Origin of the sequence: Sinorhizobium sp. RAC02 (genome assembly GCF_001713395.1) — a bacterium.
In the GTDB taxonomy this organism is placed as follows: Bacteria; Pseudomonadota; Alphaproteobacteria; order Rhizobiales; family Rhizobiaceae; genus Shinella.
Genome location: NZ_CP016450.1, coordinates 3,849,993 through 3,876,550 on the forward strand (window position 1 = coordinate 3,849,993; position 26,558 = coordinate 3,876,550).

General features: G+C 65.0%; 23 protein-coding genes. 16 read left to right on the forward strand and 7 right to left on the reverse strand.

Features of this window, described 5'->3' with window-relative positions:
- Complete coding sequence (paaZ, locus tag BSY16_RS18450) at nucleotides 1–2,058, forward strand: phenylacetic acid degradation bifunctional protein PaaZ (protein ID WP_069061022.1); 2,058 nt, start codon at nucleotides 1–3, stop codon at nucleotides 2,056–2,058.
- Nucleotides 2,059–2,062: 4 nt separating this feature from the next.
- Nucleotides 2,063–2,578: an acyl-CoA thioesterase gene (locus BSY16_RS18455; RefSeq protein ID WP_069061023.1), complete on the forward strand. Its 516-nt coding sequence runs from the start codon at nucleotides 2,063–2,065 to the stop codon at nucleotides 2,576–2,578.
- A gap of 162 nt (nucleotides 2,579–2,740) precedes the next feature.
- Here BSY16_RS18455 and BSY16_RS18460 read toward each other — a convergent pair whose 3' ends face one another.
- The 4 genes from BSY16_RS18460 to paaG all read right to left on the reverse strand — a co-directional run bounded on the left by BSY16_RS18460 (nucleotide 2,741) and on the right by paaG (nucleotide 6,103).
- Entirely contained in the window at nucleotides 2,741–3,337 is a 597-nt protein-coding gene (locus tag BSY16_RS18460) for a TetR/AcrR family transcriptional regulator (RefSeq protein WP_069061024.1), read from the reverse strand.
- A gap of 194 nt (nucleotides 3,338–3,531) precedes the next feature.
- Complete coding sequence (gene paaK, locus BSY16_RS18465; protein ID WP_069061025.1) at nucleotides 3,532–4,842, reverse strand: phenylacetate--CoA ligase PaaK; 1,311 nt, start codon at nucleotides 4,840–4,842, stop codon at nucleotides 3,532–3,534.
- Nucleotides 4,843–4,877: 35 nt separating this feature from the next.
- Nucleotides 4,878–5,318, reverse strand: a complete 441-nt coding sequence (gene paaI / locus BSY16_RS18470; protein WP_069061026.1) for a hydroxyphenylacetyl-CoA thioesterase PaaI — start codon at nucleotides 5,316–5,318, stop codon at nucleotides 4,878–4,880.
- A complete protein-coding gene (gene paaG, locus BSY16_RS18475) occupies nucleotides 5,315–6,103 on the reverse strand; it encodes a 2-(1,2-epoxy-1,2-dihydrophenyl)acetyl-CoA isomerase PaaG (protein ID WP_069061027.1) in 789 nt (262 codons plus the stop codon). The genes paaI and paaG overlap by 4 nt, the downstream gene beginning before the upstream one ends.
- Nucleotides 6,104–6,204: 101 nt before the next feature.
- On the opposite strand from paaG, the gene paaN reads away from it, so the two are divergent.
- The 10 genes from paaN to BSY16_RS18525 all read left to right on the forward strand — a co-directional run bounded on the left by paaN (nucleotide 6,205) and on the right by BSY16_RS18525 (nucleotide 19,021).
- Nucleotides 6,205–7,866 carry a phenylacetic acid degradation protein PaaN gene (paaN, locus tag BSY16_RS18480; RefSeq protein WP_069061028.1) on the forward strand — a complete coding sequence of 554 codons (1,662 nt, stop codon included), beginning with the start codon at nucleotides 6,205–6,207 and terminating at the stop codon, nucleotides 7,864–7,866.
- A 49-nt stretch (nucleotides 7,867–7,915) separates the two neighbouring features.
- Nucleotides 7,916–9,055 (forward strand): ABC transporter substrate-binding protein, encoded by a 1,140-nt coding sequence (locus BSY16_RS18485; RefSeq protein WP_069061029.1) that lies wholly within the window; start codon nucleotides 7,916–7,918, stop codon nucleotides 9,053–9,055.
- Nucleotides 9,056–9,125: 70 nt separating this feature from the next.
- Complete coding sequence (locus BSY16_RS18490; protein WP_069061619.1) at nucleotides 9,126–9,998, forward strand: branched-chain amino acid ABC transporter permease; 873 nt, start codon at nucleotides 9,126–9,128, stop codon at nucleotides 9,996–9,998.
- 2 nt (nucleotides 9,999–10,000) lie between these two features.
- Nucleotides 10,001–10,957 carry a branched-chain amino acid ABC transporter permease gene (locus BSY16_RS18495; protein ID WP_150129997.1) on the forward strand — a complete coding sequence of 319 codons (957 nt, stop codon included), beginning with the start codon at nucleotides 10,001–10,003 and terminating at the stop codon, nucleotides 10,955–10,957.
- The gene (locus BSY16_RS18500) at nucleotides 10,954–11,739 is read left to right on the forward strand and encodes an ABC transporter ATP-binding protein (RefSeq protein ID WP_069061031.1); all 786 of its coding nucleotides are present in this window, start codon (nucleotides 10,954–10,956) and stop codon (nucleotides 11,737–11,739) included. The genes BSY16_RS18495 and BSY16_RS18500 overlap by 4 nt, the downstream gene beginning before the upstream one ends.
- Nucleotides 11,726–12,427, forward strand: coding sequence for an ABC transporter ATP-binding protein (locus BSY16_RS18505; RefSeq protein WP_069061032.1), 702 nt, complete (start codon nucleotides 11,726–11,728; stop codon nucleotides 12,425–12,427). Before BSY16_RS18500 ends, BSY16_RS18505 begins: the two co-directional genes overlap by 14 nt.
- A gap of 4 nt (nucleotides 12,428–12,431) precedes the next feature.
- A complete protein-coding gene (locus BSY16_RS18510) occupies nucleotides 12,432–14,492 on the forward strand; it encodes a 3-hydroxyacyl-CoA dehydrogenase NAD-binding domain-containing protein (RefSeq protein ID WP_069061033.1) in 2,061 nt (686 codons plus the stop codon).
- A gap of 79 nt (nucleotides 14,493–14,571) precedes the next feature.
- A complete protein-coding gene (locus BSY16_RS18515; protein WP_069061034.1) occupies nucleotides 14,572–15,498 on the forward strand; it encodes a helix-turn-helix domain-containing protein in 927 nt (308 codons plus the stop codon).
- A gap of 114 nt (nucleotides 15,499–15,612) precedes the next feature.
- Nucleotides 15,613–17,019 carry an aldehyde dehydrogenase family protein gene (locus BSY16_RS18520; protein ID WP_069061035.1) on the forward strand — a complete coding sequence of 469 codons (1,407 nt, stop codon included), beginning with the start codon at nucleotides 15,613–15,615 and terminating at the stop codon, nucleotides 17,017–17,019.
- Between the two features lie 28 nt (nucleotides 17,020–17,047).
- The gene (locus BSY16_RS18525; protein WP_069061036.1) at nucleotides 17,048–19,021 is read left to right on the forward strand and encodes a copper amine oxidase; all 1,974 of its coding nucleotides are present in this window, start codon (nucleotides 17,048–17,050) and stop codon (nucleotides 19,019–19,021) included.
- Between the two features lie 205 nt (nucleotides 19,022–19,226).
- On the opposite strand, the gene BSY16_RS18530 is transcribed toward BSY16_RS18525, so the two are convergent.
- Both BSY16_RS18530 and BSY16_RS18535 read right to left on the reverse strand, forming a co-directional pair.
- Nucleotides 19,227–20,603 (reverse strand): FAD-containing oxidoreductase, encoded by a 1,377-nt coding sequence (locus tag BSY16_RS18530; RefSeq protein ID WP_069061620.1) that lies wholly within the window; start codon nucleotides 20,601–20,603, stop codon nucleotides 19,227–19,229.
- Nucleotides 20,600–21,067: a DUF4126 domain-containing protein gene (locus BSY16_RS18535; RefSeq protein ID WP_069061037.1), complete on the reverse strand. Its 468-nt coding sequence runs from the start codon at nucleotides 21,065–21,067 to the stop codon at nucleotides 20,600–20,602. Before BSY16_RS18535 ends, BSY16_RS18530 begins: the two co-directional genes overlap by 4 nt.
- Nucleotides 21,068–21,396: 329 nt before the next feature.
- Here BSY16_RS18535 and osmF point away from each other — a divergent pair, with 329 nt between their 5' ends.
- The 4 genes from osmF to BSY16_RS18555 are packed head-to-tail and all read left to right on the forward strand — an operon-like array spanning nucleotide 21,397 to nucleotide 25,198.
- Complete coding sequence (gene osmF, locus BSY16_RS18540; RefSeq protein WP_069061038.1) at nucleotides 21,397–22,308, forward strand: glycine betaine ABC transporter substrate-binding protein OsmF; 912 nt, start codon at nucleotides 21,397–21,399, stop codon at nucleotides 22,306–22,308.
- 54 nt (nucleotides 22,309–22,362) lie between these two features.
- Nucleotides 22,363–23,523, forward strand: coding sequence for an ABC transporter permease (locus BSY16_RS18545; RefSeq protein WP_069061039.1), 1,161 nt, complete (start codon nucleotides 22,363–22,365; stop codon nucleotides 23,521–23,523).
- Complete coding sequence (locus tag BSY16_RS18550; protein ID WP_069061040.1) at nucleotides 23,520–24,458, forward strand: ABC transporter ATP-binding protein; 939 nt, start codon at nucleotides 23,520–23,522, stop codon at nucleotides 24,456–24,458. Before BSY16_RS18545 ends, BSY16_RS18550 begins: the two co-directional genes overlap by 4 nt.
- Nucleotides 24,455–25,198 carry an ABC transporter permease gene (locus BSY16_RS18555; RefSeq protein WP_069061041.1) on the forward strand — a complete coding sequence of 248 codons (744 nt, stop codon included), beginning with the start codon at nucleotides 24,455–24,457 and terminating at the stop codon, nucleotides 25,196–25,198. The genes BSY16_RS18550 and BSY16_RS18555 overlap by 4 nt, the downstream gene beginning before the upstream one ends.
- Nucleotides 25,199–25,284: 86 nt before the next feature.
- On the opposite strand, the gene BSY16_RS18560 is transcribed toward BSY16_RS18555, so the two are convergent.
- Nucleotides 25,285–26,553 (reverse strand): glycerate kinase type-2 family protein, encoded by a 1,269-nt coding sequence (locus tag BSY16_RS18560; protein ID WP_069061042.1) that lies wholly within the window; start codon nucleotides 26,551–26,553, stop codon nucleotides 25,285–25,287.
- Nucleotides 26,554–26,558: the final 5 nt, after the last annotated feature.

Here is a 26,558-nt window from a genome sequence, read left to right on the forward strand (position 1 = left end):
ATGAACGTCATGGCAAACCGGCCGCGCCGGCTCGAAAGCTATGTCGGCGGCCAGTGGGCCGCCGGTGCCCGGGAAGGCGTGCCGCTGCTCGACGCTTCCACGGGTGCCCCGGTCGCCTTCATCGATTCCACCGGCGTGGATTTCAAGGCGTCGCTCGCCTATGGCCGCGAGAAGGGTGGCCCGGCGCTGCGGCGCCTCTCCTTCCACGAACGCGCCGCCATGCTGAAGGCGCTCGGTCAGGCCCTGATGGAGCGCAAGGAAGAGTTCTATGCGCTATCGACCGCCACGGGTGCGACCCGCGCCGACAGCTGGGTCGATATCGAAGGCGGTATTGGCACGCTGCTGTCCTATGCTTCCAAAGGTCGGCGCGAGTTGCCGAACACCCGCGTTCTGCTCGATGGCGATGTGGAGCTGCTCTCCAAGGATGGCACCTTCTCTGCGCAGCATATCCTGAGCCCGTTGCAGGGTGTTGCCGTCCACATCAACGCCTTCAACTTCCCCTGCTGGGGCATGCTGGAGAAGCTGGCACCGACGCTGCTCGCCGGCGTTCCGGCCATAGTCAAGCCGGCAAGCCAGACAGCCTATCTCACCGAACTCATGGTCCGCCGCATCGTCGAGACCGGTATTTTGCCCGACGGCGCATTGCAGCTCGTCTGCGGCTCGGTCGGCGACCTGCTCGACCATGTCGAAGGCCAGGATGCCGTGACCTTCACCGGTTCGGCCTCGACAGGCCAGCGCCTCAAGACGCACAAGGCCATCGTCGAAAACTCCGTGCGCTTCACCATGGAGGCCGACAGCCTCAATGCCGCCGTGCTTGGCCTCGATGCCGCACCCGGCACGGAGGAATTCGACCTCTTCGTCAAGGAAGTCACCCGCGAGATGACGGTGAAGGCCGGCCAGAAGTGCACCGCGATCCGCCGCGTCATCGCGCCGCGCGCCTTTAGCGAAGCGCTGATCGAGAGCCTGCGCGCCCGTCTCGGCAAGACGGCGATCGGCAATCCGGCGGACGAAGCCGTCCGCATGGGACCGCTCGCCAGCCTCGACCAGCGAGAGGAAGTGCGCGCCCGCATCCGCGATCTCTCTGCCGACGCGGAAATCGTCGCCGGCGATCCGGACATAGCAAATATCCTGTCTGGCGATGCTGCGGCAGGCGCCTTCCTCAATCCGGTGCTGCTCTATTGCGACAAGCCGGGCTCGGCCCGCGCGGTGCACGACGTCGAGGCTTTCGGTCCGGTCAGCACCGTCATGCCCTATGAGACCGCGGAAGAAGCGGTGGACCTCGCCCGCCGCGGCAAGGGTAGCCTCGTCGCCTCCGTCTTCACCAATGATCCAGGCTTTGCCGAAGAGGTCGTGCTCGGGCTTGCGCCGTTCCACGGCCGCGTGATGATCGGCAACCGCGTCAGTGCCAAGTCGTCTACCGGCCACGGTTCGCCGTTGCCGGGCCTCGTGCACGGCGGCCCCGGCCGCGCGGGTGGTGGTGAGGAACTGGGCGGCATGCGCGGCGTCAAGCATTACATGCAGCGCACCGCCATCCAGGGTGCGCCGACGCTGCTTTCCGCCGTTACCGGCCGTTGGTTGCAGGGCGCGGAAGCACGGGCGGGCGGCGAGCATCCGTTCCGTAAGTCGCTGGCGGAACTCAAGATCGGTGACCAGCTGATCACGGCGACGCGCACGGTGACGCTCGACGATATCGAGCACTTCGCCAACTTCACCGGCGACACCTTCTACGCCCACATGGACGAGGAAGCCGCCAAGGCGAACCCGTTCTTCGACGGGCGCGTGGCGCATGGCTATCTCATCGTGTCGTTTGCCGCCGGCCTCTTCGTCGATCCGGCGCCGGGCCCGGTCCTCGCCAATTACGGCGTCGACAATCTGCGCTTCCTGACACCGGTCAATCCGGGTGATACGTTGCAGGTGCAGCTCACCTGCAAGGAGATCAACCCGCGGGCCAATGCCGAACATGGCGAGGTCCGCTGGGATTGCAACGTAACGAACCAGTCTGGAGCGACCGTCGCGCAGTATGATGTTCTGACGATGGTGGCCAAAACGAGAGAGTGACCGCATGACGCCGATGGAGCAGGACCCGCGCCGCCTGGAAATGACCGTTTTGATGACGCCCGACATGGCGAATTTTTCCGGAAAGGTTCATGGCGGCGCGCTGCTCAACCTGCTCGATCGCGTCGCCTTCTCCTGCGCCTCGCGCTACTCGCAGCAATATGCGGTGACGCTCTCGGTCGACCAGGTGATGTTCAAGGAGCCGATCAACGTCGGTGAACTCGTCACCTTCCGCGCCTCGATCAACCATACGGGGCGAACCTCCATGGAGGTCGGCATCCGGGTCGAGGCGGAGAACATCCGCAGCGGCCACCGCCGGCACACCAACTCCTGCTATTTCACCATGGTCGCCGTCGATGAGGCCGGAAGGCCGGTGCGCGTGCCGGAGCTGGAGCCGAAGAGCACGGTTGATGTGCGCCGCTACAAGGCAGCCGAGCTTCGCCGTACGCTCCGGCGTGAATTCGCCGAACGGCTGGAGTCGGTTGCCACGACAGGCAAGGATGTGGAGCGGGACGGGGATTAAGCGTGGGCGGCACTGCTCTTGGGGCGCTACGCTGCCTCCCCGCCACGTCATCCTCGGGCTTGACCCGAGGATCCACTCGGCACCCGTGGCATGGTTCCTCGGGTCAAGCCCGAGGATGACGAAAGAGAGGTAGTAGGTTTTTGGAGATGGTGTGCGTAAGTCTTAGCTTACAGCCTTGACACCCTCAAGGATCAGCGTCGTCGCAATATCCGCATATTCGTCCCGCGTGATCGGCCCGTTCGGGCGGAACCACATGTACACCCAGTTCATCATGCCGAAGAGCGACATGGTGACGGGCATAAGGAGTGGGCGGTCCTTGTTCAGGTCCGGGTTGATGTCGCGAATGACGCCGGAGAAGCGTTTGACGATCTGTCGCTCGATCGCCTGCAATTCGGCAAGCTGCGGCTCGGAGAGCGCGCTGGTGCCGTTGAGCTGCACCTTGTGCTCGTTGTCGCGGCCCTCGTAGTTCGCCAGCACCGCCTTCACCAGCAGGCGCAGCCGCTCCTGCGGGGTGACGTCGGTGCGGTCGGCCGCCTCGATCGCTTCTTCCAGCTCCGACAGGTGCGTGCGCACGATGTCGAAGATCAGGGCGTCCTTGCTGGGGTAATAATGATAGAGCAGGGCCTTGGAAACATTGCTGTGCGAGGCGATCAGCGACATGGAGGCCTTCTCCATGCCCATCTCGGCGAAGACCGCCGCGGCACTCGATAGAATGCCTCGCTGTTTTTCCTCGAAATCCACTGCGCGCGTGCGTGCCATGTCGTCCTGCTCTGCTCATTCGGGCTGCGGCTGCGCGGAAGGGCGGCCGCCCTCCCTATACACAGTCAAGCCGGTGCCGGGCTAGAGTATCTCCGTTCGTCCTGTAGCAACGGAGAGACTCTGGCTCTTTGTTTCTTCACAATTCCGGACGCAAAACCGCTCCGCGCTTTTGCGGGAATGTTTTGTCCGGCGTTTCATTCTTTCGGGCGGTTGTCGACCACCCGCTTTGCCTTGCCTTCCGAGCGGGCGACGCCGCCCGGCTCATGCACGGTAATCTTGGTGGAGACCCCCACGATGCTCTTGATGTGGTGGGCAAGCTCCTTCGCCGACCCCGCACGCGCGCCCTCGTCGGTCGCCTCCAGCGTACATTCGACATGCACCGTCATGTTGTCCATACGGCCGGCGCGCGTCAGTTCGATCTGGAAATGCGGCGCAAGCCCGCGACATTTCAGGATCTGCTCCTCGATCTGCGTCGGGAAGACGTTGACGCCGCGCAGGATCATCATGTCGTCGGAGCGGCCGGTGATCTTTTCCATGCGGCGCATGGAGCGGGCGGTGCCGGGCAAGAGACGCGTCAGGTCGCGCGTGCGGTAGCGGATGATCGGCAGGCCTTCCTTGGTGAGCGTGGTGAAGACCAGTTCACCGATCTCGCCATCCGGCAGCACCGCGCCTGTCTCGGGATCGATGATCTCAGGGTAGAAATGATCTTCCCAGATGTGCAGGCCGTCCTTCGTCTCGACGCATTCGTTGGCGACGCCCGGACCCATGACTTCCGACAGGCCGTAGATATCGACGGCGTGCATGTCGAAGGCCTGCTCGATTTCCTCGCGCATGGCGTTCGTCCAGGGTTCGGCGCCAAAAATGCCGACTGCCAGCGAACTTTCGCGCGGGTCGATGCCATGGCGGCGGAACTCGTCGAGGATGGAGAGCATGTAGGACGGCGTCACCATGATGATGCGCGGCTTGAAATCCTGCATCAGGGTGACTTGGCGCTCGGTCATGCCGCCGGAGATCGGCACGACGGTGCAGCCGAGCTTTTCGGCGCCGTAATGCGCGCCAAGCCCGCCGGTGAACAGCCCGTAGCCATAGGCGACATGCACGATATCGCCGGCCCGGCCGCCCGAGGCGCGGATCGAGCGGGCGACGACGGTCGCCCAGGTGTCGATGTCCTTGGCCGTGTAGCCGACGACGGTCGGCTTGCCAGTCGTGCCCGAGGAGGCGTGGATGCGGGCAAGCTTTTCGCGCGGTACGGCGAACATGCCGAAGGGATAGGTGTCGCGTAGGTCCTTCTTAGTGGTGAAGGGGAATTTCGCGAGGTCCGACAGGGTCTTCAGGTCGGAGGGGTGCACGCCAGCCTCGTCGAAGCGCTGGCGGTAGAAGGGAGAATTCTCGTAGGCGTGGGTCAGCGACCACTTCATGCGCTCCAGCTGCAGCGCGGAAATCTCGTCGCGCGACGCTGTCTCGATGGCTTCGAGTTCGCCGGGGTGGGGGGACAGGTCTTCCATGAAATTCTCCTCCAAGAATGTGGGGATGGTCTGCCTCACTCCGGCAGGTGCGTACCCTTGACTGTTCGCGAGTGGCCACGGAACTCCGCGACGTGCTCGCCCTCCTGATTGCTGATGCGGATATCGTAGATGCCGCCCCGCCCGCGGCGCGACACTTCTCGCGCCGTCGCCGTCAGTTTCTCGCCCCTGAAAGCCGGTGCGATGAAGGTCACCGAACAGTGCTGGGCGACGGTGCGCTGGTTGTAGGTGTTGCAGGCAAACGCAAAGGCCGAATCCGCCAGCGTGAACATGTAGCCGCCGTGACAGGTGCCGTGGCCGTTCGTCATGCTGTCCGCGATCGTCATGGTGATCGTCGCTTCACCGGGGGCGACGGAGATCAGTTCCATGCCGAGATGGCGGGTGGCATTGTCGTCGTCCCACATGGCCTTGGCGCAGGCTTCGGCGAGCGCCTGGGGGGAAAGGCTGGCGGCACTCATTTGCCTTTGAACTCCGGCTTGCGCTTTTCGAGGAACGCGGAGACGCCCTCGGCATAGTCGGCGCTGCGACCGGCCTCGCGTTGCAGGTCGCGTTCGAGGTCGAGTTGCTGGTCCAGCGAATTGGTGGCGGCGGCCTGGATGGCGCGCTTCGTCATGCCAAGCCCGCGGGTCGGGCCGGCGGCGAGGCGGGTGGCGAGTGCCGTCGCCTCGTCCATCAGCGCGTCGTCGTCGACGGCGCGCCAGATCAGGCCCCAGTCGGCGGCGGTTTCCGCGCCGAGCGGTTCGGCGGTGAGCGTAAGCGCCTTGGCGCGCGCCTCGCCGATCAGCCGCGGCAGGCTCCAGGTGCCGCCGGAATCCGGCACGAGACCGATCTTGGCAAAAGCCTGGATGAAGCGGGCGGAGCGGGCGGCGAGCGTGATGTCGCAGGCAAAGGCGATATTGGCGCCGGCGCCGGCGGCAACACCGTTGACGGCGCAGATCACCGGCTTTTCGAGGCTGCGGATCAGGCGGAGCAGCGGGTTGTAGTAGGTCTCGATCGTGTGGCCGAGGTCCGGCACGCCCTTCTTGGGGTCGCGGTCGCCGAGATCCTGGCCCGCGCAAAAACCGCGGCCGGCGCCGGTGAGCAGCACGGCGCGGACGGTTTCATCCGCATGCGCCCGCTCGAAACCGGCGCGCAGTGCCAGGTGCATCTCTTCATTGAAGGCGTTGAGTTTGTCCGGGCGATTCAGCGTGAGGCTCAGAACGCCATCGGCAAGCGCCGACAGAATGGTGTCGGATGTGGACATTTTTCCTCCCTGTCGCCCTTCCCAGCGACGACCGTAAAAAAACTCTTGCATAAACCGAACGGCCGGTCAATTATAAATTCACTGACTGGGAGGAGCCAGAGATGACCGAACTTTTCGAGCGCCATCGCCCGACGCTGGACGCAGCTTTGCAAGCGGCCGCCAAGCGTGACTTCTGGTCCGCCTATCCTGAAGTGCCGAGCGGCAAGATCTATGGCGAGACCGCCAAGGACGACGGGCTCGCTGCCTATAAGGCGCGGCTCGGCAAGGCCTTCGCTCTCGCCGATCATCCGGCGGAGGGTTCCGTGGGTGCGGAAGTGTCGCCTTACGGATCATCTCTCGGCATCACCTATCCAGCGGCCTCCGTCGACATGCTGATCACGGCTTCCCGTGCCGCCGCTCCGCAATGGGCCGCGGCGTCGCTGGAGGTGCGCACCGGCATCTGTCTCGAAATCCTCGCCCGCCTCAATGCCCGTAGTTTCGAAATGGCCAATGCGGTCATGCACACGACGGGCCAGTCTTTCGCCATGGCCTTCCAGGCTGGCGGCCCGCATGCGCAGGATCGCGGCCTCGAAGCCGTCACCTACGCCTATGCCGAGATGATCCGCACGCCGGCGAAGGCGATCTGGACGAAGCCGCAGGGCAGGGGCGAGCCGATCGTCATGGAAAAACACTGGCGCGCCGTGCCGCGCGGCGTCTCGTTGGCTATAGGCTGCAACACCTTCCCGACCTGGAACAGCTATCCGGGCCTCTTTGCCAGCCTTGCCACCGGTAACACCGTTATCGTCAAGCCGCATCCAGCCGCCATCCTGCCGCTCGCCATCACCGTCGAGATTGCCAGGCAGGTGCTGGTGGAAGAGGGCTTTGCCGCCGATATCGTGCTGCTTGCCGCCGATGCGCCCGGTTCCGAAATCACCAAGGATCTTGTGCAGCACCCGGCGGTCGCCATCATCGACTATACCGGTTCCAACACGTTCGGAAGTTGGGTGCGCGAAAACGCCGGCGACGCCGACGTCTATACGGAAGAGGCGGGCGTCAACTCCATCGTCATCGGCGCCACCGACGATTTTGCCGGCATGTGCAGCAACATCGCCTTCTCGCTGTCGCTCTATTCCGGCCAGATGTGCACCGCCCCGCAAGATATCTTTGTTCCGCGCGACGGCATCGAGACAAACGAGGGCCACAAGAGTTTTGACGCGGTCGCTGCGGGCATCACTGCCGCCGTCGACGGCCTGCTCGCCGACCCGGCCCGTGCGGCCGGTGTCTGCGGCGCTATTGCCAATCCGGCGACACTCGCGCGCATCGCGACGGTCCGTTCGCGCGGCCGCATCGTGCGCGACTCCGCACCGGTCGAAGGCCTCGACGACGCGCGCACGGCAACGCCGTTGATCCTCGCCGTCGACGCTGCGGATAGCGAAGCCTATGCGGAAGAACGTTTCGGCCCCATCGCCTTCATCGTCGCGGTCGATGACGCCACCGATGGCGTCGACCGCGCCGCCGAGCTCGCCGAGCGCAAGGGCGCGATCACCGCTGCCCTCTACGCCACCGACGAGGCGCAGATCCTTGCCGCCGCCGACCGGTTCGCCACGGCCGGTGTCAATCTTTCGGTCAACCTGACCGGCGGCATCTACGTCAACCAGAGTGCCGCCTTCAGCGATTTCCACGTCACCGGTGCCAACCCGGCAGGCAATGCCAGCCTGACGGATGCGGCTTTCGTCGCGAACCGGTTCCGCGTGGTGATGTGGCGCCGCCCCGTGGCGGCGTAAGAGGAGTTTTCGCTTTAAACCTTTGTCTTTGTTGGGAGGAGAAACCGACATGAAATTTGCGCTCACCACCACCGCACTTGCCCTGATCCTGGGCCTTGCTGCGCCCGCCTTCGCCGATATCAAGATTGGCGCGACCATTTCCGAAACCGGCCCCGCCTCCTTCCTTGGCGACCCGGAAGCCAAGACGCTGAAGCTGTTGGTCGAAGAGATCAATGCGGCCGGCGGCGTCAATGGCGAGAAGCTGGAACTCGTCATCTACGACGACGGCGGCGACCCGAACAAGGCGCGCACCTTCGCGACCCGCCTTGTGGAAGACGACGAAGTCGTCGCCGTGATCGGCGGCACGACGACCGGCACCTCCATGGCGATCATCCCGGTTTTCGAGGATGCGGAAGTCCCCTTCATCTCGCTGGCCGGCGCCATCGAGATCATTGATCCGGTCAAACCCTACACCTTCAAGACGCCGCACACCGACCGCATGGCCTGTGCGAAGATCTTTGAAGACATGAAGAAGAACGCCATCACCAAGATCGGCATGATCTCCGGTTCCGACGGCTTCGGCGCGTCCATGCACAAGCAGTGCCTTTCGATCGTCGGCGACTACGGCATCGAGGTGCTGGCCGACGAGACCTATGGCCCGACCGATGCCGACATGACGCCGCAGCTTACCAACATCAAGGGCAAGGACGGCATCCAGGCCGTGCTGAACCCCGGCTTCGGCCAGGGCCCGGCAATCGTAACCCGCAACTACGCCCAACTCGCCGTCGGCCTGCCGCTCTACCAGTCGCATGGTGTTGCCTCGGATGGTTTCATCGAGCTTGCCGGCGCGGAAGCCGCGGAAGGCGTTCGCCTGCCGGGTACGGCTCTGCTCGTGGCAAAGCTGCTGCCGGAAAGCGACCCGCAGCGCGCTGTCGTCACGGCTTACAAGGACGCCTACGAGAAGGCGACCGGCAAGCCGGTCTCGACCTTCGGCGGTTATGCCCATGATGCGCTTCGCATCCTCGTCGATGCCATCACGCGGGCGGGGAGCGCCGAGCCGTCGGCGATCCGCGATGCGATCGAAGGCACAAAGGGTCTCGTTGGCACAACAGGCACCGTCACCATGACGGCCGAGGATCACCTCGGCCTCGACCTCTCGGCCTTCCGCATGCTGCAGATCGAAAAAGGCGGCTGGAAGATCGTCGAGTAATTGAACCCGCCGGCCCACGCCCTTACGGCACGGGTCGGCGGATACCGTCGTGCGCGAAGCGGAGGCCTCCATGCCCGAACTGCTGCAATTCCTTCTGTCCGGGATCACGGTCGGCGCCGTCTATGCGCTGGTGGCCCTCGGCTTCACGATCATCTACAACGCCTCCGACGTCGTGAACTTCGCGCAGGGCGAGTTCGTCATGCTCGGCGGCATGATTACCTTCTTCGCGCATGCCGCCGGCCTGCCGCTGCCGTTGGCAGCCCTCATCGCCATCATCGTCACGGCGGCGATCGGTGTGGCACTCAACAAGCTCGCGATCGAGCCCGCGCGCGGCGCCCCGGTCGTCTCGCTGATCATCATCACCATCGGCGCCTCCATCTTCATCCGTGGTGCGACGCAGCTCGTGTTCGACAAGCAGATCCATCGCTTTCCGGCCTTTTCCGGCGACCAGCCGATCCTTATCGGCGGCGCGACCATCCTGCCGCAGAGCCTGTGGGTGATTGCCGGTGCGCTCGCCGTTTTCGTCTGTCTCTGGCTGTTCTTCACCCGCACGCTGATCGGCCGCGCGGTGCTGGCGACGGCGAACAACCGCGTTGCCGCGCAACTCGTCGGCATCAACACCAACTATGTGATGACGCTCTCCTTCGCCATGTCCGCCGCCATCGGCGCGCTCGCCGGCGTGCTGGTGACGCCGATCACGCTGACGAGTTACGATGTCGGCCTTGCATTGGCGCTGAAGGGCTTTGCCGCTGCCATGCTCGGTGGCATGGGCAACCCGAAGGGCGCGCTGGTCGGCGGCCTGCTGCTCGGTGTGCTGGAGGCGACGACGGCCGGCTATGTCAGCTCGCAATACAAGGATGCGGCCGCCTTCATCGTCATTCTCGCTGTGCTCTTCGCCATGCCGCAGGGCCTGTTCGGCCGCAAGTCGACGGATCGGGTGTGATCATGCGGCTCTCCAGCAAGGTAACCACGCTCCTCATCCTCGCCGCGGTCATCGCGATTGCGCCGGTCTTCTTCCCGTCCTCCTACTATTTCCGTGTCGGTTCGCTGATCTTCGTCAACGGCCTCGCGGTGACGGGTCTTGTCATCCTCATCGGCTATGCCGGTCAGATCAGCCTGGGACATGCGGGTTTCGCCGGCATCGGCGCCTACGCCTGTGCGCTAGCGCCTGTTCATCTCGGCCTGCATCCGGCACTCGCCGCGCTGCTCGGCGCGCTTTTGTCCGCGGCCATCGCCTACCTCGTCGGCCGGCCGATCCTGCGGCTCAAGGGCTATTATCTCGCCGTCGCCAGCCTCGGCTTTGGCATCCTCGTCTCCATGGTGCTCTCCAACGAGGCGCAGCTGACCGGCGGGCCGGATGGCATGGCGGTGCCGGAACTCGGGCTTCGTGCGGTGCTGAAGGCAATTGGCATCGACCTGTCGAACACCGAGTTCTGGTATGCCTTCTCCGGCCTCGTCCTGGTGCTCGGCGCGTGGCTGGCCCTCAACCTTTACCACAGCCCGACTGGCCGGGCGCTCAGGGCGCTGCACGGTTCGGAAGTCGCGGCCCGCACGGTCGGCGTCGATGTCGCGCACTACAAGCTCGTCGCCTTCGTCATTTCGGCGGTCTATGCCTCTGTGTCCGGCTCTTTGCTGGCGTTGCAGAACAAGTTCATCACGCCAGATGTCGCAGGCTTCATGCATTCGATCGAGATGGTCACCATGACGGTTCTCGGCGGCGCGGGATCGGTGCTTGGCGCAATCCTCGGTGCGGCGATCCTCACCACGCTGCCGCAGGTGCTGACGATCTTCCAGGAATACGAACAGCTCATGCTCGGCCTCGTCATGATGCTCGTCATGATCTTCATGCGCGAGGGCCTGCTGCCCTCCATCGCGCGCCGCATCCGGGGGAGGGCAGAATGAGCCTGCTTCAGATCGAAGGTTTGGGCATCGATTTCGGCGGCCTGCGCGCCGTCAACGATGTCGGCTTCTCCTTGAAACCCGGCGAGATTGTCTCCGTCATCGGCCCGAATGGCGCCGGCAAGACGACGCTGTTCAACATGATCTCCGGTGTCTATGCCCCGGCGCGCGGCCGCGTCGTTCTGGATGGCGAGGACGTCACCCGCATGCCGCCGCATCTTCTGGCGCGCCGCGGCCTGTCGCGCACCTTCCAGAACCTCCAGATTTTCCAATCGATGAGCGTTCTGGAAAACGCCGTCGCCGGCCATCACCTGCATGAGCGCGGCTCGGTGTTTGCCGATCTCTTCTCGCTGCCCGCCGCACGCCGCCGCAGCAAGGCATCCGAGGACAGCGCCCGCACCTTGCTCGACCGCGTCGGCCTCGGCCGCGCTGCCGAGCAGGAGGCAAGCTCGCTCTCCTACGGCGCGCTGAAGCGGCTGGAAATCGCCCGCGCGCTGGCGCTGAAGCCTCGCGCGCTGCTGCTCGACGAACCGGCGGCCGGCTGCAACGCGGTCGAGACGGAAGAGATCGATCACCTCATCGCACAGGTTGCGGCCGAAGGCGTCTCGATCCTGCTGGTGGAGCACGACATGAAGATGGTCATGCGCATTTCCAACCATATTGTCGTGCTCGATCACGGCGAAAAGATCGCCGAGGGGGAGCCGACGGCGATTTCACGCAACCCGCGCGTCATCGAAGCCTATCTCGGCGTCCAGGCAACGGAGGCTCAGCATGCTGACGGTTGAGGGACTGCGCTCGCGCTACGGCCGCATCGAGGTGCTGCACGGCATCGATCTCGACGTGGCGTCCGGCGAGATCGTCACGGTGGTCGGTGCGAACGGCGCCGGCAAGACGACGCTGCTCAAATGCCTCTCCGGCATCCAGCCGGTTTCGTCCGGCTCGATCGTCTTCCGCGGCGAGACGCTGACATCCGTGCCGGCGCATGCCCGCGTACGCCGTGGCCTCGCCCAGTCGCCCGAGGGCCGGCAGATCTTCACCAACCTCACAGTCGAGGAAAATCTCCGGCTCGGCGCCTATCTCTTCGCTGACGACAAGGTGGACCGCGATATGCAGGACGCCTTCGCGATGTTCCCGATCCTCAAGGAGAAACGGAACCTTGCGGCGGGCGGCCTGTCCGGCGGCCAACAGCAGATGCTGGCGATCGCCCGCGCGCTGATGGCCCGTCCTTCCTGCCTGCTCCTTGATGAGCCGAGTATGGGCCTCGCCCCCATCCTCGTTGCCCAGATCTTCGACGTGGTGAAGAGCCTGAAGGCGCTCGACGTGACCGTGCTCCTCGTCGAGCAGAACGCTTTTGGCGCGCTCTCCGTCGCCGATCGCGGCTATGTCATGGAGACGGGACACATCACCATGTCCGGCCCCGCCGCCGAATTGATCGCGGACGAACGCATCCGCGCCGCCTACCTGGGAATATGACACCATGACCGTCACCATCACCCGCGAAAACGCCGTCGCCGTCGTCACCGTCGACAACCCGCCCGTCAATGCGCTGTCGCAGGCGCTGCGTCAGGGTCTGATCGAAGCCGTGGCGGAGCTCGATGCGGACGCGGCGGTGAAGGCCGTCGTGCTGATCTGTGCCGGGCGTACCTTCATCGCCGGGGCGGATGTCAACGAGTTCGGCAAGCCGCCGCAGCCGCCGCATCTGCCGGATGTGGTGGCGACCATCGAGGGTGCGAAAAAGCCCTGGGTCGCGGCCATTCATGGCAGCGCACTTGGCGGCGGGCTCGAAGTGGCACTCGGCTGTGCCTATCGCGTGGCGGTTGCCTCCGCCAGCCTCGGCCTGCCGGAAGTCAAGCTCGGCATCATCCCCGGTGCCGGCGGCACGGTGCGTCTGCCGCGCCTAATCGGCCCTGCCGCCGCCGTCGACCTGGTGACGGGCGGCAGCCCGGTCGGGGCGAAAAAGGCGCAAGCGCTTGGCCTCGTCGATGCCATTCTCGATGGCGACCTGCGTGCCGGCGCGATTGCCTTTGCGAACGGCATTGCCGGCAAACCAGTGCCACAGCCGATTTCCGGCCGCGCCGTGCCGGCGGTCGAAGCCGGGTTCTGGGAGGGCGCGGAAAAGGCCGTCGCTGACAAGGCGAAACGCGAAGTCGCGCCGCTCAGGGCACTCGCCTCGGTCCGCAACGCCAGCGAAACGGATTTCGCAAGCGCCATGGCCTTCGAGCGGGAAACCTTTCTGGAGCTGCGTGGTTCTGCCCAGGCATCGGCGCTGCGCCATGTCTTCTTCGCCGAGCGCGCGGCGCCGCGCCCACCCGAGCTTGCCGGTATCACGCCACGCGATATCCGCTCGGCGGCTGTGATTGGCGGTGGCACGATGGGTGCGGGCATTGCCGCGGCGCTGCGCGATGCCGGCCTGCCGGTAATCCTCATCGAGCGCGATGCGACGGCGGTCGAGCGGGGGCTTGCCAATATCCGCACCATCTTCGACGGCTCGGTGAAGCGTGGCCGCATCACGCAGACGGTTGCGGATGACCGCATGTCCGGCGTCACCGGCAGTGACGACTATGGCCTGCTTGCCGATACGGATCTAGTCATCGAAGCCGTCTTCGAGGATATCGCCGTCAAGCGCGCCGTCTTCGAAAAGCTGTCGGCGGTCTGCCGGCCGGATGCGGTGCTGGCGACAAATACCTCCTATCTCGACCCCACTGCGATCAGTGAAGGCGTAAACCATCCCGAACGCTTCCTCGGCCTGCATTTCTTCAGCCCGGCGCACATCATGAAGCTGCTGGAGATCGTGCCGACGGAGGAGACGGCGCCGGAGGTTCTGGCGACCGGCTTCGCGCTTGCCCGCCTGCTCGGCAAGATCCCGGTTCGTGCCGGCATCTGCGACGGCTTCATCGGCAACCGCATCCTGAAGGTGACGCGCGCGCAGGCCGAACGGTTGCTGCTCTCCGGTGCAACGCCCTCGGCCATCGATGCCGCCATACGCGCCTTTGGCCTGCCGATGGGGCCGTTCGAGGCACAGGATCTTGGCGGACTCGATATCGCCGCCTTCCAGCGCAAGGCCGCCCGCGAACGCGGCGAAATACCGTTCGCCCCCGTCGCCGAGCGGCTCTGCGCCATCGCGCGCTTCGGCCAGAAATCGGGCGGTGGCTGGTACGACTACACCCCGGGCGACCGCGCGCCAAAACCATCCGAAGCCGTGGCGGCGATCATTGCCGAAGTGGCTGCCGGACGGCCTCAGCGGGCGTGGGACGAGGCGTCGATCGCCGATGCGATCATCCTGCCGATGGTCAACGAGGCGACGCGTATTCTGGAGGAGCGCGTGGCGTTGCGTTCCGCCGATATCGACCTGGTGAAAATCCACGGCTACGGCTTTCCGCGCTGGCGCGGCGGGCCGATGCACTATGCCGAAGCGCGCGGACTTGCCGAGGTTGTGGCGGTGCTCGACCAGCTTGCTGCGGAAGGGCTTGCCGATGCGCCCTGCGAGGGGCTGCGCCAGGCGGCGCAAGCCGGTGGTTTTGCAGCGATTGCAGGGTAAGAACGATAGGCAAGCGCTGCGGTCTGTGATGAGATAGGTTTGGGAGAACAGGCATTCTGCTGGAGCCGGGGAGGGCGCGATGCAGTCGCTGATGACGCCGGGGCACAAGCCGGTACAGGTGGAAATTCTCGAGGCGGAGATCCGGCGGGTCTGCGGTTCGTTCGATCTCGAGCCGATGCGGCGCACGGGCGTCGTCAATGGCGATGTCACCACGCGGCGCGTCGGCCCGTTCGATACGGCGATCGTGGCGCTCGATGCATCGGAGGTCGCGCGCAACACCCGCTCCATCCGGCAGGATCCCGGCGAGCATTTTTTCCTGCTGGTGCAGGATGCCGGCCAATGTCGCGTCGAGCAGGGCGATCAGGTGGCGGAGCTTCTGCCCGGCGACATGTTCCTCGTCGATTCCGTCAAACCCTCGACCTTTCTCTATCGCGGCGAGCGCTCCAATCAGGTGTCGCTGCACATTCCGCGCGATGAGATCGTCCACCGTTTCGGCACGCTATGCGCCGGCGGTCTTTCGATCTCGCGTGACGATCCGCTCTGGCTCGCCATGCGCGCCGTCATCGCAAAGATGCTGATGGAAGACGGCGCACAGGCCCAGCTTGGTGAAGCGTTCCTGTGCCTTATGGGCGCCTACCTGCATTCGACGCGCGTGATGGGCGCCGCCAACCCGGCCGAGACGCTGCTCTCGCGCGCGCTCGCGATGATCGACCGTCACCGCGCGGACCCGTCCTTCGGCCCGCGCGAACTGGCGTCGCGTCTCAACGTGCCGGAGCGCACCTTGCAGCGACATTTCCGACCGCTTGGCGAAACGCCGGGCCATCGACTGCTGAACCGCCGGCTGGAGCTCGCACATGCGCGGCTTTCCACCCACAAGGGGCAGCACCTTGCAGAGGGGGTGACTGCCGTCGCCTTCGACTGCGGCTTCAACGACCTTTCCTATTTCTACCGCGAGTTTCGCAAGAAATACGGCACGACGCCGGGTGCGGTCGCGCGCTGCCATTGACGCTTTTGTCCAAAAGGCGGGACGGCACCGTCCAAGTCTGACGCCCCGCCAAGACCTATTCTCTGCCACCAGATGTGCCCGCCGGAGGTGGGCCGTTCCTTGGAGGAGGCGGAAATGATGGAATTCAAGGCGACGATCGGTGGCAAGCCGGCAGCAGTCGGCTCTGACTTTGCTGTGCTGAACCCGGCGACGGGCGAAGAAGTCGGCCGCGCGCCGAACATGGGCGGAGCGGAGTTGGATGCCGCCGTCGCCGTCGCCAAGGCGGCGTTTGCGACGTGGTCGGCGCAGAGTGACGAGGCCTTGCAGGCTGCCTGTGCGGCGGTGACGGCGAAGATCGAGGAGCACGCGGGCGAACTCGCCGAGATCATCACGCTGGAGCAGGGTAAGCCGCTGAACGGCCTCGGCTCGCGCTGGGAAGTTGGCGGCGCCGTCGCCTGGGCCGGTTACACCACCGGGCTTTCGATCCCCGTCAAGGTGTTGCAGGACAACGAGCAGGGCCGGATCGAGCTTACCCGCAAGCCGCTCGGCGTCGTCGGCTCCATCACGCCGTGGAATTTCCCGGTCATGATCGCCGTCTGGCACATTCTTCCCGCGTTGCGCACGGGCAACACGGTCGTCGTCAAACCCTCGCCTTATACGCCGCTCTCGACGCTGCGCCTCGTCGAGATCATGAACGAGGTGCTGCCGCCGGGTGTCGTCAATGTGGTGACCGGCGACGACAAGGCCTTCAATCTCGGCGGCGCCATGTCGGCGCATCCGGATATTCGCAAGATCGTCTTCACAGGCTCCTGCGCCACCGGGCAGAAGGTCATGCAATCGGCAGCCGAGACCATGAAGCGGCTGACATTGGAACTCGGCGGCAATGATGCCGGCATCGTGCTGCCGGACGCGGACCCGCAAGCGATTGCCGAGGGCCTGTTCTGGGGCGCCTTCATCAACAACGGCCAGACCTGCGCGGCGATGAAGCGGCTCTATGTGCACGACACGATCCATGACGCCGTCTGCGATGCGCTCGTCGCCTATGCGAAGGCGATCCCGGTCGGCAATGGCATGGAGGAGGCAAGCATTCTCGGGCCGATCCAGAACCGCATGCAGTTCGACAAGGTTTCGAGGCTTGTCGCGGATGCCAAGGGGCGCGGCAAGGTGCTGCTCGGTGGTGAGCCGGGCGAGGGCCTGTTCTTCCCGCCGACCATCGTGTCCGGGCTTCGCAACGGCGATGCGCTGGTCGACGAGGAGCAGTTCGGCCCGGCGCTGCCGATCATCCGCTATTCCGACGTGGAAGAGGCGATCCGGCTTGCCAATGACAGCCCGAACGGGCTCGGCGGCTCCGTCTGGTCGTCCGATATTGCGGCGGCGAAGACGGTGGCGAGCCGGCTCGCCTGCGGCTCCGTCTGGATCAACAAACACGGCGCCATCCAGCCCAATGCGCCCTTCGGCGGCGTGAAGGCCTCCGGCATCGGCGTCGAGTTCGCCGAAGAGGGGCTTGCCGAATACACCGATATCCAGGTGGTCTTCGCCTGACAGAACCAAGCAAGAAGAGGGAACGATCATGAGACTTTTCAAACACCTGGCCTCGACGGCGCTGGCGCTCGGCCTTGCCGCTGGTGCCGCGGCCGCGCATCCGCTCGACGGGCTGACGGCCGAGGAATACCAGAAGATCAACCAGATCCTGCGCGGCGAGAAGGTCGCGGACGACAACACGCTCTATCCGCTGATCGAACTGAAGGAGCCCGCCAAGGCCGACGTGCTGGCCTGGAAGGAGGGCGACAGCCTCGACCGCAAGGCGACGGTCTATTTCACCAGCGCCGAGGGCTTTAGCGAGGCGGTGGTCAACATCACCAAGGGCACGGTCGAGAGCAATGCCAAGACATCGGGCCAGCCGATGGTGCTCTTCACCGAGTTCATGAATGCACTGGAAGGCGCGCTCGGCCATCCGGATATGGTGGCGGGGCTTGCCAAGCGTGGCCTGAAGCCGGAACAGGCCTTCTGCCTGCCGCTGACCGGCGGCAACTTCTTCACGGAGGAGTACCAGAATTCCCGCCTGATGAAGGTGCCGTGTTACCAGGTTCCGGAAGGCTCCAACTTCTATGCCAAGCCGGTCGAGGGCCTCTTTGCCATCTATGACATCGGCAAGAAGGAAGTGCAGCGCGTCATCGATACCGGCGTCGTCGAAGCACCGAAGGACGCTTGGGGTTACACGGAGGAAGAGGTCGCCAAGCGCGTGCCGCTGCGTACCAAGACGAACCCCGTCAAGCTGGTTCAGGAAGGCGGCCCGAACTACAAGATCGACGGCAGCCATATCGAATGGGACATGTGGCGCTTCAATTTCCGCGTCGACAAGCGTCCCGGTCTCGTCGTCTCCAATCTCGATGTCAACGACGCCGGCACGTGGCGTTCGGTCATCTACCAGGCGCATCTCTCCGAAGTCTTCGTGCCCTATATGGACCCAACGGAAGGCTGGTACTGGCGCACTTATATGGACAGCGGGGAATATGGTTTCGGCCTGTTCCTGAGCCCCTTGCGCGCCGGCATCGATTGCCCGTCGCACGCCACTTTCCTGCCGGCGACGATTGCCGACGACAAGGGCTCGCCGCTGGTCATTCCGGATGCGATCTGCGTCTTCGAGCGCAGCATCGGTGATCCCGCCTGGCGCCACTTCGAAGTCTTCGCGCAGACGCCGGACAAACCGGTGCCGGCGGAAGGCCGCCCGGCCACGGAACTTGTTGTGCGCACGGCCTCGGAAGTCGGCAACTATGACTACCTGATCGACTACCGCCTGCAGCAGAACGGCCAGGTCAACATCTATGTCGGCGCCACCGGCCTCGACGCGGTGAAGGGCGTTGCCTCCACCTCGATGAAGGATCCGACGGCCAAGGCGGACACGGCTTATGGCACGCTGATCGCGCCGAACCTCGTCGCCGCCAACCATGACCATTACTTCAACTTCCGCATCGACTTCGACGTCGACCAGCCGGTGAACCACTTCTCGACCATGGACATCGTGCCGGCGAAACTCGACGCGTCGAGCCCGCGCAAGTCGATGTGGACGGTCGAACACAAGATGCCGATGACGGAGATGGAAGCGCGCTACAAGCTGTCGTCCTCGCAGCCGCGCTACTTCCACATCTCCGACCCGTCGCGTGAAGGCTATCTCGGACATGAGCCGGGCTACATGATCCATCATGGCGACGTGTCCTACGGTCCGTTCGACTTCGAAAACGACCCGCCGATGAAGCGCAACGCCTATATCGAATATTCGGTGTGGAACACGGTCTACGATCCGGAACAGCGTTATGCCGGCGGCAAGTTCGCCATGCAGAGCGATGGGTCGGATACGCTCGCCGAATGGGTGAAGAAGGACCAGAGCCTGATGGGCAAGGACATCGTCACCTGGTTCTCTGCGGGCTTCCACCATATTCCGCGCATGGAAGACTGGCCGGTCATGTCGACGGAGTGGAAGACCGTACACATCATGCCGCACAACTTCTTCGCGCATAACCCGGCGCTGACGATCCGGAAATAGTGAAGATCGCGAGGCCCGGTGGGTGATCTGCCAGGCCTCCTATCGTGCACCAATCCACCACCTCTCCTCCGTCATGCTCGGGCTCGACCCGAGCATCCACAGGCTGTGGAGGGTGATGGATCCTCGGGTCGAGCCCGAGGATGACGTTGGTGGGTGGAGCGCGGGGTCGTTCGCCAAATGAGGGGTTGGGCTCGTTGGGCTTTTCTTATTCCACCGGCTGCATGTCCCCGAACACCGTCGGGATCAGCTCCGCCACCGTCGGGTGGATATGCACCGCATGCGTGATCGTCGTGTAGGGCTTGCCCGCATACATCACGTCCAGGATGCTTTGCACCGCCTCGTCGCAACCCGTGCCGAGCAGCGACGCGCCGAGGATTTCCCTGGTGTTTGCATCGGCGATCACCTTCATGAAGCCGAGCGTCTCGCCCTTCTCCTTGGCGCGGCCGACCCGCGTCATCGGCCGCGTGCCGATCAGCAGTTTGCGGCCAGTCTTGCGGGCCTCGGTTTCCGTCATGCCGGCGCGGCCAAGTGGCGGGTCGATGTAGAGCGCGTAGGTCTGGATACGGTCGCTCACCTTGCGCGGCTCGGCGTCGAGCAGGTTAGCGGCGACGATCTCGAAGTCGTTGTAGGCGGTATGGGTGAAGGCGCCGCGCCCGTTGCAATCGCCCATCGCGAAAATGCCGGGTACGGTGGTTTCCAGCCGCTCGTCGACGGTGATGTAGCCGCGCTTGTCCGTTGCGACGCCCGCCGTGTCGAGGCCGAGATCGTCGGTGTTCGGCCGCCGTCCGGTGGCGAGCAGGATGTGCGAGCCTATGATCTCCGGTGCGCCGGCCGTGCAATCGACGCCGACCCCGACGCCGCTCTCCTGCCGGAAGAAGCGGATGCACTCCGCGCCGGTGCGAATCTGGATGCCCTCACGCTCGAGGATGTCGCGCACGGCAGTGCTGACGTCCTCGTCTTCGCGTGCAATCAGCCGCGGCCCTTTTTCGATCACCGTCACTTCGGAGCCGAAGCGGCGGAACATCTGGGCGAACTCCAGCCCGATATAGCTGCCGCCAATGACGACTAGGTGTTTTGGCACCTCCGTCAGGTCCATCATCGACACGTTGTCGAGATAGGGCACGTCGCCGACACCCGGAAAATCCGGCACGACGGCGCGGCCGCCGACATTGAGGAAGACCTGCTTTGCCGACAGCAGGTCGTCGCCGACGCGGATCTGCGTCGGGCTTTCGAAACGCGCATGGCCGCGGAGGAAGGTGAGGCCCTCCATGCCGTTCAGCCAGTCCTCGTTGCCCTTGCGGGCATCGAAACGCACCTTGTCCTTGCGCGCCATGACCTTGGCGAAGTCGATGGAAACATCGCCCGTCACCACGCCGTATTCCGCGCCGCGGCGGGCGAGGTGGGCGGCATAGGCGCTGGCGACCATGGCCTTGGTCGGCATGCAGCCGGTGTTGACGCAGGTGCCGCCGACGAGTTTTCGTTCGATGAGCGCGACCTTTTTTCCCGCGGCCGTCAGCCGGCCGGCGAGCGACGGGCCGGCCTGGCCCGCGCCGATAATAATGGCATCGAAGGTCTGCATCAGATCACCGACGAGACTACGAAGAGGCCAAGCAGAACGGCGACCACATCTTCGAGCAATGCAATGGGCAAATCCCTGCCGCCGGTGGCCGCGACGAGGCGCTGGCGGGCTTCCGCCCCACCGAGCGTGCCGATGACCGCACCGACGACCCCGGCCACGAGGCCGCCGACCAGTGAACCGCCCGTGGTGCCGATGACCGCGCCGCAAAACGCCCCGCTGACGATGCGGGCGCCGAACTGCTGCGGCACCTTGCGGCTCGGCGTGCTCGGTAGCTGGTCGGTGACGAATTCGATGAGCGCCAGGACACCGAAAATATAGGGCGTGAAACGATAGGCCAGGAAGGCGGCCCAGGTGACGGAGACTGGTAGCCAGCCCAGTGCCGCGCCGATGCTGACGGCGGCCGGTGCCGTCATCGCCCGAAGCCCTGCCACGACACCGATCAGCAATGCGAGAATGTAAATGCTCATGCGTCCCCCAACGAAAATCTACGCCGGACATCGGCCCGGGATGGTGTCCCGGCAGGTGATGAAATGCGGTATCGGAAAACTGGAATGGGCCGCCCCGAGAGTGTCGGATGCGACTATGAATTGCAACGCGTTTCTGTTGCCAAAGGCCATCTCTTCGTACAATCCTGCAAGCGCTTTGAACGCGGCAACAAACGACGTGCATTGCACCGCTGGCGCGGTCTGTTTTTTGCGATTCGGCGCCATATATGGAATGCTTTGCCCGGACGGGCTTTTCGAAACGTGGTCTGAATGCCGCCATGGGTTCCCGCACAGAACGAGAGGTTTTTCACATGCGCCCAACCGTAAAATTCATCGGAGCAGCTCTGGCGCTCGGCCTTGCAGCCGGTGCCGCCCAGGCCCAGGTCGTCGTCTCGTCGAAGATCGACACCGAAGGCGGCGTGCTCGGCAATATCATCCTGTCGGTTCTGAACGCCAACGGTATCCAGACGACGGACCGCGTGCAGCTCGGTGCGACGCCGGTCGTGCGCCAGGCGATCATCGCGGGCGAGATCGACATCTATCCGGAATATACCGGCAATGCTGCGTTCTTCTTCGAAAAGGCCGATGATCCGGCCTGGAAGGATGCCACCAAGGCCTATGAGCTCGCCAAGACGCTCGATTTCGATGCCAACAAGATCGTCTGGCTGACGCCGTCGCCGGCCAACAACACCTGGGCGATCGCGCTGCGCAAGGACGTCGCCGAGCCGAACAAGCTGGTAACGCTGACCGATTTCGGCAAATATGTTGCCGGTGGTGGCCAGGTGGTGCTGGCCGCTTCCTCCGAATTCGTGAATTCGGCCGCAGCTCTTCCGGCCTTCCAGACGACCTATGCCTTCACGCTGAAGCCGGAACAGTTGATCACGCTGTCGGGCGGCGACACGGCCGCGACGATCGCCGCCGCTGCCAACCAGACGAACGGCGCGAACGCCGCCATGGTCTACGGCACGGATGGCGGCATCGCGCCGTCGGGCCTCGTCGTTTTGCAAGACGACAAGGGCGTGCAGCCGGTCTACCAGCCGTCGCCGATCATCCGCGAAGAGGTGCTGAAGGCCAATCCGCAGATCGAGGAAATTCTCAAGCCGGTCTTCGAGAAGCTCGATCTCGTGACGCTGCAGGACCTGAACGGCCGCGTCCAGGTCGGCGGCGAGCCGGCCAAGGCGGTCGCTGAGGACTTCCTCAAGAAGAACGGCTTCCTCAAGTAAGCTCGTCTGTCCTCCGTCCATTCGGGCGGAGGACCTCTCTTCCAGAAAGCGTTTATGCGGTTCAGAATCGACAAGCTCGGCGTGGTGATCGCCGCATTGCTGGCTTATGGCGCCTTTCTGGCGCCGCTTGCGCAGTTCAGGGCAAACCGCATCGTGCCGGGCGAGGCGCGGTCTATCCTTGAGGCCCTTCCCGACGGGCTTGGCACGGCGCTTCTCGCCTTCATCGTCCTTTCCCTCATCCTTATCGTGCTGAAGACGCCGACGGTCTTCCGGCTGGTGCTGGGGCTGGTGGCGCTTCTCGTGCTGGCGGTCCTTATCGGCCTTTCCGCCGGCCATCTGACGCCGCCGGAAAACACCTATGCCCGCGTGTCGCCAGCCTCCGGCTTCTGGCTGCTCAGCTTCGCCTTCGCGCTGGTGACGGCGGATGCGCTGGCGCGGCTGAAGCTCCCGCCGCTCGCCCGTGTCGCGCTGCTCGCGGCTGTGGCCGCTGCCGTCGCGGCGCTGCTGATGTCCGGCGCCTGGGACGGTCTCTCGATCCTCAAGGAATATGGCAGCCGCGCCGAAACCTTCTGGCTGGAGGCAAGCCGCCACGTCATGCTGGCGCTCGGCTCGCTTGCGGCGGCAACCCTCGTCGGCCTGCCGCTCGGCATCCTGTGCCATCGCGTCGAGGCGCTCCGCGCCGGCGTGCTCAATGTGCTGAACATCATCCAGACGATCCCGTCGATCGCGCTCTTCGGCCTGCTCATCGCGCCGCTCGGCTGGATCGCACTCCATGTGCCTGGCGCTGCGGCGTTGGGCATTCGCGGCATTGGTGCGGCGCCCGCCTTCGTGGCGCTGTTCCTTTATTCGCTGCTGCCCGTCGTCGCCAATACCGTCGTCGGCCTCGCCGGCGTGCCGCGCGACGCCAACGACGCGGCGCGCGGCATCGGCATGACGGATCGCCAGCGGCTGTTCGGCGTCGAGCTGCCGCTGGCCTTCCCGGTCATTCTCACCGGCATCCGCATCGTGCTCGTGCAGAATATCGGCCTTGCGACGATCGCGGCGCTGATCGGCGGCGGCGGGTTCGGCGTCTTCGTCTTCCAGGGCATCGGCCAGACGGCCATGGACCTCGTGCTGCTCGGCGCGGTGCCGACCGTCGCACTCGCCTTCGCCGCCGCCATCGTCCTCGATGCCGCGACCGAACTTTCCAGCAACAAACCCGGCAGGGCCGCATGATCGAGATCGACAGCATCACCAAGCGCTACGGCGATACGACCGTCGTCGACAATGTCTCGATGACCATCGCGCCGCGCACGATCACCGTCATCGTCGGCACGTCCGGCTCCGGCAAGACGACGCTGATGCGCATGATCAACCGCCTCGTCGAGCCGACCTCGGGAAAGATCCTGATCGACGGCGAGCCGAACAGCGCGATCCCCGGCTACGAGCTGCGCCGCCGCATCGGCTACGCCATCCAGGGCCATGGCCTCTTTCCGCATCGCACGGTCGGCGAAAACATCGCCACCGTGCCGACGCTGCTCGGCTGGGAAAAGAGCCGCATCGATGCCAAGGTCAAGGAACTGCTGACCCTCTTCCAGCTCGATCCGGCGGCCTTCGGCCCGCGTTATCCGCATGAGCTTTCCGGTGGCCAGCAGCAGCGCGTCGGGGTTGCCCGGGCGCTTGCCGCGGAGCCGAATATTCTGCTGATGGACGAACCTTTTGGCGCGCTCGACCCGGTCATCCGCGCCAAGGCGCAAGAGGATCTCCTGGCGATCCAGAAACATTTCGGCACGACCATCGTGCTCGTCACGCACGACATGGAAGAGGCCTTCCACCTCGCCGACAAGATCGCGGTGATGGACAAGGGCAAGATCGTGCAATACGCCGCGCCGGAAGAGATGCTGGTAAACCCGGCCACCGACTTTGTCGAAACGCTGATCGGTGCCGGCGAGCGGCCGTTCCGGCTGCTCTCGATCGGTTCCGTTGGAGACGCCACCGAGGCCGGGGAGGCGGAAGGTGAAGCCATCGCCGCCGCCACGAGCCAGCGCGACGCACTCTCCGCGCTGCTCTGGGCCGGCCGTGACGCCCTGCCGGTCGTCGGCTCGGATGGCGCACCCCTTGGCCGCGTCACGCTCGCCGGCCTTGCCCGTCGCGCCGCGAGGCCGCAATGAAGCGGCTCCTGCCAAACCTGCTGAGACTGGCGGCGCTGATCATCCTCATCGCCTTCCTCGTCCAGCCCATGCTGTTCGAGCCGCTTTTGAAGCCGCTCGTGCAGGCCAATGCGCCGGCTATCTACAACCAGGGCAGTCTGCTTTCGCTGACGCTTTCCCATCTCGCCACGGTCTTCACCGCGACGCTCGCCGCGACCATCGTCGCCGTTGGCCTCGCCATCCTCGTCACAAGGCCGATCGGCGCGGAGTTTCTGCCGCTGTCGCGCAGCCTGGTGAATATCGGCCAGACCTTTCCGCCCGTCGCGGTGCTGGCGCTCGCCGTTCCCGCCGTCGGCTTCGGCGAAAAGCCGACGCTGATCGCGCTCTTCCTCTACGGCCTGCTGCCGATCTTCGAGAATGCCATGACGGGCCTCTCCAACCTGCCGCCGGCCATCGTCGAGGCGGCGCGCGGCACGGGCATGACGGCGTGGCAGCGGCTCACCAAGGTGGAAGTGCCGCTGGCGCTGCCCGTCATTCTCGCCGGCATCCGTCTGTCGGTGACCATCAGCCTCGCCACGGCAACGATCGGCTCGACGGTTGCGGCGAAGACACTCGGCGAGGTCATCATTGCCGGCCTGCAATCCAACAATCTCGCCTTCGTGCTGCAAGGCGGCCTGGTCGTCGCGGTGCTGGCGGTGCTGATCTACGATGCTTTTTCTGCCGTCGAACGCGTGCTGGCGCGTCGCGCCGGCCGGGTCTAGAGCATTTCCGCGTTTCTTCGAATTGTGAAAACGCTCCGATTTTTTATTCTCGCGCAAAACCGCTGCGCACTTTTGCTGGAATTGCTTTAGCGGATCAGGATCGCCCGAAAGTCGTTGACGTTGGTGCCCGTCGGGCCGGTATCGAAGATATCACCTATAGAATCGAAGGCGCTGTAGGCGTCGTGGCCCATCAGGTGCGTTCTGGGCTCGATGCCGGCGGCGCGCATGCGCAGGATACTTTCACCATCGGCAAAGGCCCCGGCATTGTGCTCCGAGCCGTCGCGACCGTCCGTGTCGGCGGCGAGCGCCTGCACGTTCGGTAGACCGTCGATGGCATGGGCGAAGGAGAGCAGGAACTCCGTGTTGCGCCCGCCCTTGCCATACCCTTCGTCGCGGATCGTCACCGTCGTCTCGCCACCGGAGAGGATGACGACGGGGGTGGCGAAGGGCCTTCCGTGATGGCGCGCTTCGCGGGCGAGGGCGGCATGCATTAGCCCGATATCCCGCGCCTCGCCTTCGATCGAATCCGACAGGATGACCGGCGTGATGCCCGCTGCTTTCGCCGTCGCTGCCGCGGCCTCCAGCGAGACACGCGCGGAGGCGATGACATGGTGCTCGTGCCGGGCGAAGATGGGGTCGTCCGGCCCTGCCGCAGCGGCCTCGGGCGATGCGAGATGCTCCATCACCGCCGCGGGCAGCGTCATGCGATATTGCTGGACGATCGCCAGCGCGTCCTGCGGCGTCGAGGTGTCGGGGATCGTCGGGCCGGACGCGACATGGGCGGGGTTGTCGCCGGGAATGTCCGAAATGATGAGGCTCACCACCCGGGCTGGATGGGCCGCATGCGCCAACCGCCCGCCCTTGATGCGCGAGACGTGCTTGCGCACGACGTTCATGGCCGAGATCGGCGCGCCGGAGGCGAGCAGCGCCCTGTTGACGGCGATCTCGTCGGCCAGCGTCAGCATGCCTGCCGGGGCCGGCAGCAGCGCCGAGCCGCCACCGGAGACAAGCGCGATGACGAGGTCGTCTTCCGTCAGATCGCGCAGGAGGGCAAACAGCCGGGCCGAGGCGGCGATGCCGGCCTCGTCGGGAACGGGGTGGGCGGCCTGCAAGACTTCGATTTGCTGGCACGCCGCCACCGGGCCGTGCTGCGCGACGACGGTGCCTTCCAGCGGGCCATCCCACAGGCTTTCCAGCGCAGCCGCCATCTGGCTTGCCGCCTTGCCGGCGCCGATGACCACGGTGCGCCCCTTCGGCCTTTCCGGCAGGTGCGTACGGATCGCGGCAACAGGGTCGGCAGCCTCGACGGCAGCGTTGAACAGCGAGGCGAGGAAGGCGCGGGCGTCTTCGATCATGAGGC

Bases quoted from the DNA above. Each gene is read 5' to 3' on its own strand.
- paaZ (WP_069061022.1), top strand. From the start codon at position 1: ATGAACGTCATGGCAAACCGGCCGCGCCGGCTCGAAAGCTATGTCGGC.
- BSY16_RS18455 (WP_069061023.1), top strand. From the start codon at position 2,063: ATGACGCCGATGGAGCAGGACCCGCGCCGCCTGGAAATGACCGTTTTG.
- BSY16_RS18460 (WP_069061024.1), bottom strand. From the start codon at position 3,337: ATGGCACGCACGCGCGCAGTGGATTTCGAGGAAAAACAGCGAGGCATT.
- paaK (WP_069061025.1), bottom strand. From the start codon at position 4,842: ATGGAAGACCTGTCCCCCCACCCCGGCGAACTCGAAGCCATCGAGACA.
- paaI (WP_069061026.1), bottom strand. From the start codon at position 5,318: ATGAGTGCCGCCAGCCTTTCCCCCCAGGCGCTCGCCGAAGCCTGCGCC.
- paaG (WP_069061027.1), bottom strand. From the start codon at position 6,103: ATGTCCACATCCGACACCATTCTGTCGGCGCTTGCCGATGGCGTTCTG.
- paaN (WP_069061028.1), top strand. From the start codon at position 6,205: ATGACCGAACTTTTCGAGCGCCATCGCCCGACGCTGGACGCAGCTTTG.
- BSY16_RS18485 (WP_069061029.1), top strand. From the start codon at position 7,916: ATGAAATTTGCGCTCACCACCACCGCACTTGCCCTGATCCTGGGCCTT.
- BSY16_RS18490 (WP_069061619.1), top strand. From the start codon at position 9,126: ATGCCCGAACTGCTGCAATTCCTTCTGTCCGGGATCACGGTCGGCGCC.
- BSY16_RS18495 (WP_150129997.1), top strand. From the start codon at position 10,001: ATGCGGCTCTCCAGCAAGGTAACCACGCTCCTCATCCTCGCCGCGGTC.
- BSY16_RS18500 (WP_069061031.1), top strand. From the start codon at position 10,954: ATGAGCCTGCTTCAGATCGAAGGTTTGGGCATCGATTTCGGCGGCCTG.
- BSY16_RS18505 (WP_069061032.1), top strand. From the start codon at position 11,726: ATGCTGACGGTTGAGGGACTGCGCTCGCGCTACGGCCGCATCGAGGTG.
- BSY16_RS18510 (WP_069061033.1), top strand. From the start codon at position 12,432: ATGACCGTCACCATCACCCGCGAAAACGCCGTCGCCGTCGTCACCGTC.
- BSY16_RS18515 (WP_069061034.1), top strand. From the start codon at position 14,572: ATGCAGTCGCTGATGACGCCGGGGCACAAGCCGGTACAGGTGGAAATT.
- BSY16_RS18520 (WP_069061035.1), top strand. From the start codon at position 15,613: ATGATGGAATTCAAGGCGACGATCGGTGGCAAGCCGGCAGCAGTCGGC.
- BSY16_RS18525 (WP_069061036.1), top strand. From the start codon at position 17,048: ATGAGACTTTTCAAACACCTGGCCTCGACGGCGCTGGCGCTCGGCCTT.
- BSY16_RS18535 (WP_069061037.1), bottom strand. From the start codon at position 21,067: ATGAGCATTTACATTCTCGCATTGCTGATCGGTGTCGTGGCAGGGCTT.
- osmF (WP_069061038.1), top strand. From the start codon at position 21,397: ATGCGCCCAACCGTAAAATTCATCGGAGCAGCTCTGGCGCTCGGCCTT.
- BSY16_RS18545 (WP_069061039.1), top strand. From the start codon at position 22,363: ATGCGGTTCAGAATCGACAAGCTCGGCGTGGTGATCGCCGCATTGCTG.
- BSY16_RS18550 (WP_069061040.1), top strand. From the start codon at position 23,520: ATGATCGAGATCGACAGCATCACCAAGCGCTACGGCGATACGACCGTC.
- BSY16_RS18555 (WP_069061041.1), top strand. From the start codon at position 24,455: ATGAAGCGGCTCCTGCCAAACCTGCTGAGACTGGCGGCGCTGATCATC.
- BSY16_RS18560 (WP_069061042.1), bottom strand. From the start codon at position 26,553: ATGATCGAAGACGCCCGCGCCTTCCTCGCCTCGCTGTTCAACGCTGCC.